At 74.3% G+C, this 13,416-nt stretch carries 9 protein-coding genes; 4 read left to right on the top strand and 5 right to left on the bottom strand.

What is annotated here, in order from left to right; all coding sequences use genetic code 11:
- The first annotated feature begins 391 nt into the window (after positions 1-391).
- Together ABZ621_RS03215 and ABZ621_RS03210 are read left to right on the top strand one after the other, a co-directional pair.
- Entirely contained in the window at positions 392-1,426 is a 1,035-nt protein-coding gene (locus ABZ621_RS03215; protein WP_360600145.1) for a LacI family DNA-binding transcriptional regulator, read from the top strand.
- Positions 1,427-1,508: 82 nt separating this feature from the next.
- Positions 1,509-2,417 carry a phosphatase PAP2 family protein gene (locus ABZ621_RS03210; RefSeq protein ID WP_360600143.1) on the top strand — a complete coding sequence of 303 codons (909 nt, stop codon included), beginning with the start codon at positions 1,509-1,511 and terminating at the stop codon, positions 2,415-2,417.
- Positions 2,418-2,488: 71 nt separating this feature from the next.
- On the opposite strand, the gene ABZ621_RS03205 is transcribed toward ABZ621_RS03210, so the two are convergent.
- From ABZ621_RS03205 to ABZ621_RS03195, 3 genes are all read right to left on the bottom strand, one after another.
- On the bottom strand, positions 2,489-3,685 hold the full coding sequence (locus ABZ621_RS03205; RefSeq protein WP_360600141.1) for an FAD-dependent oxidoreductase: 1,197 nt from the start codon (positions 3,683-3,685) through the stop codon (positions 2,489-2,491).
- A gap of 126 nt (positions 3,686-3,811) precedes the next feature.
- Complete coding sequence (gene sigJ, locus ABZ621_RS03200; protein WP_360600139.1) at positions 3,812-4,756, bottom strand: RNA polymerase sigma factor SigJ; 945 nt, start codon at positions 4,754-4,756, stop codon at positions 3,812-3,814.
- Positions 4,757-4,805: 49 nt separating this feature from the next.
- A complete protein-coding gene (locus ABZ621_RS03195; protein ID WP_360600137.1) occupies positions 4,806-7,793 on the bottom strand; it encodes a bifunctional [glutamine synthetase] adenylyltransferase/[glutamine synthetase]-adenylyl-L-tyrosine phosphorylase in 2,988 nt (995 codons plus the stop codon).
- 397 nt (positions 7,794-8,190) lie between these two features.
- Here ABZ621_RS03195 and ABZ621_RS03190 point away from each other — a divergent pair, with 397 nt between their 5' ends.
- Positions 8,191-10,242 carry a PIG-L family deacetylase gene (locus ABZ621_RS03190; protein ID WP_360600135.1) on the top strand — a complete coding sequence of 684 codons (2,052 nt, stop codon included), beginning with the start codon at positions 8,191-8,193 and terminating at the stop codon, positions 10,240-10,242.
- Between the two features lie 17 nt (positions 10,243-10,259).
- On the opposite strand, the gene ABZ621_RS03185 is transcribed toward ABZ621_RS03190, so the two are convergent.
- Both ABZ621_RS03185 and ABZ621_RS03180 read right to left on the bottom strand, forming a co-directional pair.
- Positions 10,260-11,450, bottom strand: a complete 1,191-nt coding sequence (locus ABZ621_RS03185) for a cytochrome P450 (protein WP_360600797.1) — start codon at positions 11,448-11,450, stop codon at positions 10,260-10,262.
- 50 nt (positions 11,451-11,500) lie between these two features.
- Positions 11,501-12,784, bottom strand: coding sequence for a cytochrome P450 (locus ABZ621_RS03180; protein ID WP_360600133.1), 1,284 nt, complete (start codon positions 12,782-12,784; stop codon positions 11,501-11,503).
- A 197-nt stretch (positions 12,785-12,981) separates the two neighbouring features.
- Here ABZ621_RS03180 and ABZ621_RS03175 point away from each other — a divergent pair, with 197 nt between their 5' ends.
- Entirely contained in the window at positions 12,982-13,413 is a 432-nt protein-coding gene (locus ABZ621_RS03175; RefSeq protein ID WP_360600131.1) for a VOC family protein, read from the top strand.
- Positions 13,414-13,416: the final 3 nt, after the last annotated feature.

Raw genomic sequence — 13,416 nt, 5'->3', positions numbered from 1 at the left:
CAACATGATCCCGGGGAGACGAGGGGCTGGAACCTTCCTCATTGCGACCGCTCCCTCGCGGCGCTCCGGGTTGCCAGGAACGTAACAGGGATGAAAACGAGCCGAAAGACCTTGCGTGAAATTTCTGCAAGGACCGGGGATCGTTACATCGGCGTGTCCCGAAGGTTGCCGTAGGGCCGCTTGACAGCGGCGCGGAGGGGCTCCTTCCGCCCCTTCGTCCGGTATGTGCCGCACGGCGGAACCTTCCGCCAGGTTCGGAACGGTCCGTTCCGCCTCCACCACCCCCCGTATCGCCCCGCAAGAACTGCAAGACCTTGCGGGCGGCCTTGCATCCGGCGGCCACCGCCCCACTGGTGGGCAATACGCGCTGTGACCGGTACAGTCCACTCTCATGACCGCGCGGCTTGCCGACATCGCAGCCCAGGCGGGGGTCAGTGAAGCCACAGTCAGCCGCGTGCTCAACGGCAAGCCCGGTGTGGCCACCGCCACCCGCGAATCCGTCCTTGCCGCGCTCGACGTGCTCGGCTACGAGCGACCGGTACGGCTGCGCCAGCGCAGCGCCGGCCTCGTCGGGCTGATCACCCCCGAACTGGACAACCCCATCTTCCCGGCCCTCGCGCAGGTCATCGGGCAGGCCCTGACCCGCCAGGGCTACACCCCGGTGCTCGCCACCCAGACCCCCGGCGGGTCCACCGAGGACGAGCTCACCGACATGCTGGTGGAGCGCGGGGTCGCCGGCATCATCTTCGTCTCCGGGCTGCACGCGGACACCACCGCGGACACCTCCCGCTACGACCAGCTGCGCGGCAAGGGCGTCCCGTACGTCCTCATCAACGGCTTCTCCCCCAAGGTGCAGGCGCCCTTCGTCTCCCCCGACGACCGGGCCGCGATGCAGCTGGCGGTCACCCACCTCGCCGCCCTCGGCCACACCCGGATCGGGCTCGCCGTCGGACCGAAGCGCTTCGTGCCGGTGCTCCGCAAGATAGAGGGCTTCCAGAAGGGGATGCGGGACCGCCTCGGTCTCACCCTGGAAGAGTCCGAGGAACTGATCCAGCACTCCCTGTACACGCTCGAAGGCGGCCAGGCGGCCACGGCGGCCCTGATCGCCAAGGGGTGCACGGCGGTGGTCTGCGCCTCCGACATGATGGCGCTCGGCGCCATCCGGGCCGCCCGCCAGCAGGGACTGCAGGTGCCGCGGGACGTCTCCGTCGTCGGCTTCGACGACTCCCCGCTCATAGCCTTCACCGATCCGCCGCTCACCACCATCCGGCAGCCGGTGCAGGCGATGGGGCAGGCGGCGGTCCGCGCCCTCCTGGAGGAGGTCGGCGGCACCCCGGCCCCGCACTCGGAGTTCGTCTTCATGCCGGAGCTGGTCGTCCGCGGTTCCACCGCCTCGGCGCCGCCGGCCCCCGCCGCCAGGACCTAGTACCTGAGAGGGAGAGGGTGCGCCGCACACCCGACCGAGGGATGATCGGTCGGGGGGCGTGGATCTGGCAAACTCTCTGCCTATGGGTGAAACGACCGTGAAGAGTTTGGACGACCGGACGACCCCGTCGTCACCCATCGTGGCCGACGGGCGATGGGCGTGGCTGCGTGCGCGCACGCCCCGGCGTCCCCGCATCTGGTTCGAGCTGCTGCTGATCGGCCTCAGCTACTGGGTGTACTCGCTGATCCGCAACGCGGTGCCGGAGCAGAAGGCCGAGGCGCTGAAGAACGCGGACTGGATCTGGCGGACCGAGGAGTCCCTCGGCCTCGCCTTCGAGCACGCCGTCAACCACGCGGTGAACTCGGTGACGTGGCTCATCGTGACGATGAACTACTACTACGCGACGCTGCACTTCATCGTCACCATCGGTGTGCTCGTGTGGCTGTACCGATGGCAGCCGGGCCGTTACGCGGCGTTCCGCACCGTCCTGTTCGCCACCACCGCCGTGGCCCTGGTCGGCTACTACCTGTACCCGCTCGCGCCGCCGCGGCTGATGGAGAGCAAGGACTTCATCGACACGGTCCTGGTGCACCACACCTGGGGCTCGATGGCCTCGGGCGACCTCAAGCACATGTCGAACCAGTACGCGGCGATGCCGTCGATGCACATCGGCTGGTCGCTGTGGTGCGGGCTGACCATCTTCTTCCTGGCGAAGGCGCCCTGGGCCCGGATCCTGGGCCTGCTCTACCCGGCCGCCACGCTGGTCGTGATCGTCGCGACCGCCAACCACTTCTGGCTGGACGCCGTCGGCGGCATGATCTGCCTCGCCTTCGGCTTCCTCGTCGCCTACTTCTGGTACGGCACCTGGCCGCACCGCCTGTCGAAGCAGGTGGAGCCGGTGCTCGCCGTCGCCCCCGAGTCGTCCGCCCCGGTGCCGAAGAAGCCCGCGGAGCAGGCGGACCAGGAGGAGCCGGTCGGCTCCGGCAGATGATCCGCCGCCCCTGAGCAGGACCGAGGCCCCCGCCGTTCCCTTCGGCGGGGGCCTCGGCGCTGCCCGGTCCTTCAGGCCGTGGCCTCCGCCGGGACCGCGTCCGCGACCCGCTGCCGGGCCAGGGGGCGGCGGCGGGTGGGGAGGCCGAGGGTCGGGTGGGCGACGCCCCAGGCGGCGCCCTTGCAGATGAGCTCCTTGTAGCGGGCGGCGAGCCGGCCGGTGAGGGCCTTCTCCTTGGCCCGGTCGTCCGCGGTGACGAACTGGATCAGGCCCTCGCCGCGGCCCAGCGAGACGCACTGCTGGGCGTAGCGGATGGGAACCGTGGGCACCTTGACGCCGGTGAGCCGGGCGGCGAGGGCGTCGGCCGCCTGCCAGGCCATGGGGACGCCCGAGGCGCAGGACATCCGGAGCGGCTTGCCGCCCGGGCCGACGGCCGCCGCCGCGTCGCCGATCGCGTAGACGTCGGGGTGGGAGACCGAGCGCATGGTGGCGTCGACGACGATCCGGCCGTCGGCGGCGAGGTCGAGGCCGGTGCCTTCTGCGAGGGGGTGGACGGCGAAGCCGGTGGTCCAGACGGTGACGTCGGCCGGGACGACCGTGCCGTCGGCGGTGGTCAGCCGGTCCGCGGCCACCTCGGCGACCGACTGGTGCTCGTGGACGGTGATGCCGAGCCCGGCCGCGACCTTCCGCAGGTGGGCGCGGCCCTTCTCGGAGAGCCAGTCGCCGAAGGCGCCGCGTGCGACCAGGGCCACGTCGAGGTCGGGGCGGCTCTCGGCGATCTCGGTCACGGCCTCCAGGCCGGTCAGCCCGCCGCCGACCACCACCACGGTCCCGCCCGCCTCCAGCCCGGCGAGCCGGGCGCGGAGCCGGAGGGCGCCGGGGCGGCTCGCCAGCTCGTGGGCGTGGTCGGCGACGCCGGGGACTCCCCCGTGGTTCCAGCCGCTGCCGACGGCGTAGACCAGGGAGTCGTACGCCAGCTCCTCGCGTCCGGCGCCGGTGTCCAGCGCGACCGTCTTGCGGGCGGCGTCGACGGCGGCGACCCGGGCGAGCTTCAGCTCGACGCCGGTGCCGGCGAACATCTCGGCGAAGGGGCGGGGGGTGAGGTCCTGGCCGGCCGCGAGCTGGTGCAGGCGGACCCGCTCGACGAAGTCGGGCTCGGCGTTGACGAGGGTGAGGGTGACGTCCTCGCGGCGCAGCCGGCGGGCGAGGCGGCCGGCGGCGACGGCTCCGGTGTAGCCGGCTCCGAGGACGACGATGCGGTGCTGCATGACCGGGCTCCTGTCTGGGCGGGGTCCGCGCCGTTTCTCCGGCGTGGTGACGCACCTTGAACCGGGCGGCCCCGCGTTTCCTGACAGGATTCGAATGTGACCTGGGTCACACCTCGAAAGAGGGGGTCAGAACGCGAACAGCGGGGCCTCCCCGTGGCCCTCGGCGGCCCACCGCGCGGTGGCCCGGTCCAGCTTGTCCGGGTTGACCTGACTGCGGAGGGCGACGATGCCGTCCGGGGTGACCTCCAGGCAGGTGATGCCGACGACCCGGCCGTCCACGACGGCCACGATCGCGGGCTCGCCGTTGGCGGTGGTGGCGTAGAACGAGGGCGAGCCGCCGACCAGGGCCCGCTTGGCGTCGCTCGGCTTGAAGAGGCCGCGCAGGAAGGTGGCGACCGCGCGGGCACCCTCGAAGGCGCTCGCCCGGGCGGGCACCTTGCCGCCGCCGTCGCCGATGGCGGACGCGTCCTGGGTGAGCAGCCGGACGAGGGGTTCGGTACGGCCGCTGGTGGCGGCGGCCAGGAACTCCTCGACGATCCTGCGGGCGGCGGCCTCGTCGATCTCGGTGCGGGCCCGTCCGTCCGCGAGGTGCTTCTTGGCGCGGTGGAAGAGCTGCTGGGCGGCGGCCTCGCCGATGTCGAGGATCTCCGCGATCTCCCGGTGCGCGTAGCCGAAGGCCTCGCGCAGCACGTACACGGCCCGCTCGTTCGGGGTCAGCCGCTCCAGGAGGACGAGGACGGCGTACGAGACGGATTCGCGCTGCTCGGCGGTGTCGGCGGGGCCGAGCATCGGGTCGCCGGCGAGCAGCGGCTCGGGGAGCCACTGGCCCACGTAGGTCTCGCGGCGGGCGCGGGCCGAGGTGAGCTGGTTGAGGCAGTAGTTGGTGAGGACCTTGGTGAGCCAGGCCTCCGGCACCTCGATGCGCCCGGTGTCGGCGGCCTGCCAGCGCAGATAGGTCTCCTGCACGGCGTCCTCGGCCTCGCCCGACGAGCCGAGCATCCGGTAGGCGATGGCCTCAAGGCGGGGGCGCGCCTTCTCGAACCGGTCCACATCACTCATGAGCAGGGGCATGCCGGGATCGTAACGGCCGGGCCGGGGCGCGGCAGCCCCGGCCCAACGGTCAGGAGCCGTAGAAGAGTTCGTCGACGACGGCGCGGGCGCGGCGGGTGATCCGGCGGTAGTCGTCGACCAGTTCGCCGACATGACCTGGGGCGTAGCCCAAGTAGCGGCCCACGGCGGCCAGTTCGCGCGGCTCGGAGGGGAAGGTGTCGCCGGGGCGGCCTCGGACGAGCATGACCGCGTTGCGCACCCGGGTGGCGAGCACCCAGGCCTCGTCGAGGGTCTGCGCCTCCTCCGTGGGGATCAGCCCGGCGGCGTGGGCGGCGGAGAGCGCGACCCGGGTGCGGGTGGTGCGCAGCCCCGGCTCGGCCCAGCCGTGCCGCATCTGGAGGAGCTGGACGGTCCACTCGACGTCGCTGAGGCCGCCGCGGCCCAGTTTGGCGTGGAGGGTGGGGTCGGCGCCGCGCGGCAGCCGCTCGGACTCCATGCGGGCCTTGAGGCGGCGGATCTCGCGGGCCGCGTCCTCGCCGAGGCCCTCCGCGGGGTAGCGCAGCGGGTCGATCAGCTCGATGAACCGCTGCCCGAGGTCGGCGTCGCCGGCCATCGGCGCGGCGCGGAGCAGCGCCTGCGACTCCCAGACGAGCGACCAGCGGCGGTAGTACGCCTCGTAGGAGGCGAGGGTGCGGACCATGGGGCCGCTCCTGCCCTCCGGGCGCAGATCGGCGTCGATCAGCAGCGGCGGGTCGGTGGTGGGCAGTTGGAGCAGCCGGCGCATCTCGGTGACGACCCGGTTGGCGGCCTTGGCGGCCTCCTGCTCGTCGACGCCCTCGCGCGGCTCGTGGACGAAGAGGACGTCGGCGTCGGAGCCGTACCCCAGCTCGTGGCCGCCGAAGCGGCCCATGCCGATGACCGCGAAACGGGTGGGGAGTTCGTCGCCCCACTCGGCGCGGACGGCGGCCCGCAGGGCGCCCGCGATCGTGGCGGCGTTGAGGTCGGTGACGGCCTCGCCGACCCGGTCGACGAGGGCGCTTGGGTCGGAGGTGCGGGGGCTGTCCTCGGTGCCGTACGAGTCGATGAGGTCGGCGGCGGCGGTGCGGAACAGCTCGCGGCGGCGCACCCCGCGGGCGGCGGCCACGGCCTGCTCGGCGTCGTCCGCGCGGCCCACGGCGGCGAGGACCTCCTGCTCCAGGTGGGCCCGGCCGCGCGGCTTCAGCCCCTCGGGGTCGCCGAGTATGGCGACGGCCTCGGGGGCGCGCAGCAGCAGGTCGGGGGCGAGGCGGCCGGCCGACAGGACCCGGGCGAGGTTCTCGGCGGCGGCGCCCTCGTCGCGCAGCAGCCGCAGGTACCAGGGGGTCTTGCCGAGGGCGTCGGAGACCCTCCGGAAGCCGAGGAGGCCGGCGTCCGGGTCGGCCGAGTCCGCGAACCAGCCGAGCAGCACCGGCAGCAGATGGCGCTGGATGGCCGCCTTGCGGCTGACGCCGGAGGCCAGCGCCTCCAGGTGGCGCAGGGCGGCGGCGGGGTCGGCGTACCCGAGGGCTTCGAGGCGCTGGCCCGCCGCCTTGGGGCTGAGCCGGATCTCGCCGGGGGCCAGCTGGGCGACGGCGTCGAGCAGCGGCCGGTAGAAGAGCTTCTCGTGGAGGCGGCGGACGACGGAGGCGTGCCGCTTCCACTCCTTGTTCAGCGCGGCGACCGGGTCGGTGCGCAGGCCGAGGGAGCGGCCGAGGCGGCGCAGGTCCTCCTCGCCCTCCGGGACGAGGTGGGTGCGGCGCAGCCGGTACAGCTGGATGCGGTGCTCCATGGCGCGCAGGAAGCGGTACGCCTCGTCCAGCTGGGCCGCGTCGGCGCGGCCGACGTAGCCGCCGGCGGCGAGGGCGGCGAGCGCGTCCAGGGTGGAGCCGCTGTGCAGGGTGGCGTCGCTGCGGCCGTGCACCAGCTGGAGCAGCTGGACGGCGAACTCGACGTCCCGGAGGCCGCCGGGCCCGAGCTTCAGCTCGCGGTCGACCTGGGCGGCCGGGATGTTCTCGACGACGCGGCGGCGCATGGCCTGCACGTCGGTGACGAAGTTCTCCCGCTCGGCGGCCTGCCAGACCATCGGGGAGAGGGCGTCGACGTACGCGCTCCCCAGCTCCGGGTCGCCGGCCACCGGGCGCGCCTTGAGCAGCGCCTGGAACTCCCAGGTCTTGGCCCAGCGCTGGTAGTAGGCGACGTGGGAGGAGAGGGTGCGGACGAGCGGGCCGTTGCGGCCCTCGGGGCGGAGGTTGGCGTCGACCGGCCAGATGGTGCCCTCGACGGTGGTCTCGGAGCAGATCCGCATGAGGTGGGAGGCGAGCCGGGTGGCGGCCTGGAGCGCCTTGCCCTCGTCGGCGCCCTCCACCGGCTCGCCGACGAAGATGACGTCGACGTCGGAGACGTAGTTCAGCTCGTGGCCGCCGCACTTGCCCATGGCGATCACGGAGAGCCGGCACTGGGCCGCGTCGGCGGGTTCGGCCGCCCGGGCGAGGGCGAGCGCGGCCCGCAGGGTGGCGGTGGCCAGGTCGGCCAGCTCGGCGGCGGTCTGGGCGACGTCGGTGGTGCCGCAGACGTCCCGGGCCGCTATCCCGAGGAGGCAGCGGCGGTAGGCGACCCGCAGGGCGACCGGGTCCGCCGCCCCGGCGAGCCCCCGCTCGAACTCGGCGATCCCCGGGTGCAGGTCGACCGCCTCGTAGGTGACCAGGGTCTCCCAGTCGCCGGGATGCCGGGCCAGGTGGTCGGCGAGCGCCTCGGACGCGCCGAGCACCCCGAGCAGCCGGTCCCGGAAGGGCTTGGCGGAGAGCAGCGTGGTGGTGAAGGTCCCCCGCTCGGTCTCGGGCTGCGCCTCGGCCAGCCGGACGAGCCCGCGCAGCGCGAGATCGGGGTCGGCGGTGGCCCCCAGCGCGTCGAGCAGGACCGGGTCCTCGCGGAGCGCGGCGAGCTCGGGCAGGTCGAGGAGCCGCTCGGCCCCGGACGGATCGGTGAACCCGTGCCGCAGCAGACGGGAGAACGTACTGCTCCTGCGCCCCGGCACCGTCATCTCCGCCGCTCCCTCCAGCCCGCCCGGCCCGTCCGGCCCGTCCGACCGAACGGATCGAGCCTATCCGCAGGGAGGGTTCCGGGCGTGCGGGGCGGGGCGAGGGGGTCCGGCGAGTGGCGGTGCGGGGTCGGTGTGTCTCCGCCGGTTCGACCGGCTCGGCCGACTCGTGCGGGCCGTGCGGAACCGGGTCCTCCTACCCGGATCCGGCGCGGATCACACGTGACCTCGGGCACATCGGGCCGTTTTCGGAACCCGCCGACGGCTGCGGCCCTGTAGCCATGTGAGTCGACCGTCCCGTCGCCGCGGCCGTCACGACCGCGTCCGCCGGAGGCTCGCGCACCGCCGCCGTCGCCGCCGACGCGTACCCGTTCCCGAGGTAGAGAGCCCTCCCGCAGCCATGTCCGTTCGCCGTCACACCCGCCTCATACGCCCCTTCCGTCACCGGCGTGCCGCCGTCGTCGCCGGGATGGCGACCCTGCTGGCCGGGGGCACCCTCGCGGGCGTGCTCACGGCGACGGCCGCGCAGGAGGAGCCGGCGGCCGGCGGACCGGCCGCGGCGCCGGCGTCGGTGTCCCCGGCCGCGCGGGCGGCGGGGACCGCGCCGGCCTCCGTCGTGCAGTTCGTGTCGCATCCGGACGACGACCTGTACTTCATGAACCCGGACACCGCGCAGTCGCTCGCCGACGGGACCCCGCTGACCACCGTGTACCTGACGGCGGGCGAGGCGAACGGCGTCAACGCCCGCGCCGGGCGGGCCGCCGTGACGGCGCCCGACAAGCCCGCGTACGCCGAGGCCCGGCAGAACGGCATCCGCGCCGCGTACGCCGAGCTGGTCACCGGCGACCGCACCAGCCCCTGGGACCGGACGTCGATCCGCACGGCCGGCGGGGGCGCGGCCGAGCTGGACACCCTGCGGGCCCGGCCCGGGGTGCGGCTGGTGTGGCTCCAGCTCCGCGAGGCCGGTTCGCCGTACGGCGACCGTCCGCACAGCCTGCGCGGTCTGTGGCACGGCCGGATATCCGCGCTCGGCTCGCTGCGCTCCTCGGGGACGCCGGTCGCCACCGACTTCGCGTACTCGAAGGAGCAGGTCGTGGCCACCCTGACGGGGCTGCTCGACCGCTTCCGGCCCACCTTCGTCCGCACCCTGGACCCGACGCCCGGCACGGACGCGGCGACGGGACGGCTGCGGGACCACCAGGACCACGCGTACGGGGCGCGCTTCGCGCAGGCGGCCCTCGACCGGTACGCGCGGATGCCCGGGCATCCGCGCGTCGGCGTGCAGAGCTACCTGGGCTATCCGAACACCGAGCTGCCGCAGGCCCTCGACGGCCGCACCGCCGAGGAGAAGCTGCGCAGCCTGCGGACGTACGCCTGGCTGGACGGGACCGACCACTGCGGCAGCCCGGCGGGGTGCGGCGACCTGAAGATGGCGGACCGGCCGCAGGGCCGGGGCTGGACGGGCACCGTGCGGTACGCGCGGGGCGCCTCGACCGGGTGGCTCCAGGCGGGCGCGGACGGCGGGCTGCGCGCCTTCGGCGTCCAGGACGGGCGGCTCGCGACCTGGCACCGGACGCCCGGGGGCGACGCCTGGAAGGGGCCCGAGCTGCTGCCCGGCGGCGGGCTCGACGGCGGCGTCGACACCGTACGGCTGGCGGACGGGCGGATCGCGGTCTTCGGCACCCGGACCACGTTCGCGGGCCCGGCCGGCTACCGGCGCGAGGTCGTCACCGTCGAACAGACCGCGCCGGGCGGGCGGTTCGGGGCGTGGCGCTCGCTCGGCACGCCCGGGAAGCGGGACGAGGCCGACCGGACGCCGGACATCAGCGCGCCCGCGGTGACCGTGGACGGCACGGGGCGGGTCTCGCTCTTCCTGCGCGACGGCGACCACCGGCTCGCCGGACGGGAGCGGACGCCGGACGGCGGCTGGGGGCCGTGGCGCCGCCTCGGCGGCGCCGGGCTGCACGGCGACCCGGTGGCGGCGACGGACGCCGCCGGGCGTGCGTACGTCTTCGCGGGAACCCGCGGCTCGGTCCTGATGTGGACCGGTGGCCCGGGCGGCGGCCGGGTCGCCGGGCCGCGGCCGACCGGGCTGCCGGCGACCACGCTCGCGCTGAGCGCGGGCCCCTCGCCGGCCGGCGACGGCGTCCGGCTCTGGTCCCGCGAGCCCGGCACCGGCGCGCCGAAGGCCGCCGACTTCGCGGGCACCGCCGGGCCGGTCCCGGTCGCCCCGCCGTCCGGCGACGTCGCCGGCTTCGGCCCGGTGAGCGCGACGGACGGCCTGGTCGCGGCCCGCTCCAGGACCGGCCGCCTGGCGGTGGCCCCGCCGGCGGACGGCGGGGCCTGGCGCCTCTCGGGCTTCCCGCTCGCGGGCGCCCCGGCGGCGGGCCCGGGCGGGGTGGCCGCCCTGGGCCAGGACGGCCTCCTCCACTGGGTCCCGGCGCCCCGCTGACTGCGGGCCCGCGCGGGTCAGGCGCCGAGGAGGACCGGGAAGGACTCCAGGTCGTTCTGGGTCATCACCGGGAGGTTGCGCAGCTCCTCGTCCGGGACGGCGAGGCGCAGCCCGGGGAAGCGGGCGAAGAGCGCCGGGAGGGCGATGCCCGCCTCGACGCGGGAGAGCGCCGCGCCGGGGCAGATGTGCGGGCCGTGGCCGAAGGTCATGTGGCGGTGGGGCGCCGGCCGGGTGATGTCGAAGGCGTCGGCGTCCGGGCCGTGCTGCTCGGGGTCGCGGCCGATCGCCCGATAGGAGATGACCACGCCCTCGCCCTTGGGGATCACGGCGTCGCCGACCTCGATGTCCTCGGTGGCGAACCGCATCAGGAGGTGGGTGGTGGGGGTGTCCCAGCGCAGCGTCTCCTCGACGACCGTCTCCCAGGAGACCTCGCCGGCCAGCACCTTCCGCAGCTGCTCGGGGTGGGCGAGCAGGGCGCGGACGGCGTTGAGGACGAGGCCGATGGTGGTCTCGTGGCCCGCGGCGACCATCGCCTTGAGGTTGCCGACGACCTCCTCCTCGGTCAGCGGCTCGCCGCCGTCCTCGGCGAGGATGAGCGCCGAGGTCAGGTCGTCGGTGGGCAGGGCGGTCTTCGCGCGGACCAGGTCCGTGTAGAAGACGTCGAGCTCGGCGAGGAGGGCGAGCCGCTCCTCCTGCGGGGTGAGCATCGAGAAGAACTTCTTGTACTGCCGGGTGAGCATGGTGTTGGCCTGGGGGTCGACGCCCATCAGCATGCCGACGACCCGCATCGGCAGCGGCTGCGCGAAGACGGACTTGAGGTCGACGACGGAGCCGTCCCGGCCGGCGTCCTCCAGGGCGTCGAGGAGTTCGGCGGTGAACTTCTCTATGTCGGGGCGGATCGCCTCCAGGCGGCGGGGGGTCAGCGCCTGGGAGGTCTTGGCGCGCAGCCGGCGGTGCTCCTCGCCGTCGACGGTGAACATGGAGCGGCCGGCGTCGATCATCCCGATGAGCGGCCAGGCGTGGGTGACGGCTCCGCTGGTCCACAGGTCCCAGGCGGCCATGTCCTTCACGAGCCGGGGGTCGACGAGCAGCCGGCGGGCGTCGGCGTGCCGGGTGACGGCCCAGGCGGGCACGCCGAGCAGGTCGATGCGGGCGAGCGGGCCGGCGGCGCGGATCCGGTCGGTCTCGCCGTCGAGGTCCTGGACCATCGGGTCGACGACGACGGGAGCGGCGTCCCGGGCGGCTGCGTGCGGGCAGGTCACGAGGGGTCTCCAGTGGTGGGTACGGGGGTGAACCGGACGGGCAGGGCGGTGGTGCCGCGCAGGAAGGCGGAGGGGCGTCGGACCAGTTCCCCCACGGGGACGGCGAGTTCGAGGTCGGGCAGCCGGTCGAGGAGGACCTCGATGCCGGTCCTGGCGATGATCTCGGCGATCTCCTGGGCGGGGAAGGGGCAGCGGTACTCGCCGTGGCTGAAGGCGAGGTGGGCGCCGCCTCCGCCGCGTTCGCCGGGGGTGGCGGCGGGGGCGCCCTGCCGGATCACCGGGTCGGTGTTGGCGGCGCCGAGGCCGAGCAGCAGCAGGTCGCCGGCCTTGATCCGCCGGTCGCCGAGGCGGGTGTCGCGGGACGGCCAGCGGCCGGCGAGGATCTGGGTGGGGCCCTCCTCCCACAGCACCTCGGTCATGGCGTCGGCGACGCTGCGGCGGCCCCGGGCCATGGAGTCGGCGAACTCTCCCTCGGTGAGCATCAGCCGGACGGAGCTGCCGATCCAGTCGGCGGTGGTGAGGTGCCCGGCGGCGGTGATCGCCATCAGGTCGAGCATGTACTCCTCGTCCGTGAACTCCTCGGAGTGGGCGAGCATCCGGGAGGTCACGTCGTCGCCGGGCTCGGCGCGCTTGGCGGCGACCAGGCGGGCCATGTGCTCGCCGAACCGCCGGTGGGCGTTCTGCGCCTCGGGCCCGCCGTCGGCGAGGTCCTTCAGCACCCGGGCGATGTCGGCGCCTTCGTCGTCGGGGAAGCCGACGAGCCGGGCGAGGACGAGGACCGGGAGGGGCTCGCAGAAGGCGGCGACCAGGTCGGCGGTGCCGCGGGCGCAGAAGGCGTCGACGAGCCGGTCGGCCAGCTGCTCGCAGTGGCCGCGGATCTCGAAGGGGTCGACGGCCTCCAGGGCGGGGACGACCATCCGGACGTGCCGCCGGTGCTCCTCTCCCGCGGTGAAGTAGATGGAGGGGAGGGGCTGTCCGACCATCGGGAGCAGCGGCCAGTCGGCGGGGACGTGCGGCCACTGGTTCCACAGGCCGACGTCCCGGGGGAAGAGTTCGGGGTCGCTGGTGACCTGGTGGACCTCGCGGTAGCCGATGACCAGCCAGGCGGGGAAGCCGCCGGGGAGTTCCACGGGAACGACGGGGCCGTGCTCGCGGCGCATGGACCGGTAGAGGGCCTGCGGGTCGGTGTGGAAGCCGGGCCCGGAGAGCGGGACGGCCGCGGGGCACCCGGGCGGAGGTGCGGCATCGGAAGCGGGCCCGGCGGTGGGGGAGGGCGTCATCTGTCCTGTCTCCTGCGGTGTGCGGCCAACGCGGGCTCACTATAGGGAGGTTGGGTGACGCCCAAGCGATCGTTCCCGATCCGTCTCAGCCTTCGAGCGAAAGGATCAGATCGGTCGACCGGAGGCAAGGTGAATTTCCGTCAAGTCGCGGGCGTGGAAGGCGTGCACGACGGGACCGGATGCGGGACGGTGGTCGCATGAACTGGACACTGGAAGTCGTCCCGGTCCCCGTCACCGACATGGACCGGGCGAAGGAGTTCTACGCCGAGAAGTGCGGCTTCGCCATCGACCTGGACGACGAGGTCGCCCCCGGGACGCGGATCGTCCAGGCGACCCCGCCGGGCTCGCGCTGCTCCATCGCCCTGCTCTCCGGCATGCCGGAGATGCCCGGCACGAAGACGATGGCCCCGGGCACCCTGCACGGCCTCCAGCTGTGCGTCACCGACATCGAGGCGGCCCGGGAGGCGCTCGTCGAGACGGGCGTCGACGTCTCCCCCGTGATGCACGTCGGGGCGGCCGGCTGGGAGGAGGGCAAGGGCGGGACCTGGAACTCCTTCCTCACCTTCGAGGACCCCGACGGCAACGGCTGGGTGGTCCAGGAGGCCCCCTCGGACCTCACGGACCGCTGAGGA

It is taken from the genome of Streptomyces sp. NPDC007863, assembly GCF_040633895.1.
In the GTDB taxonomy this organism is placed as follows: Bacteria; Actinomycetota; Actinomycetes; order Streptomycetales; family Streptomycetaceae; genus Streptomyces.
This window is presented reverse-complemented; position numbering and strand designations above follow the sequence as displayed.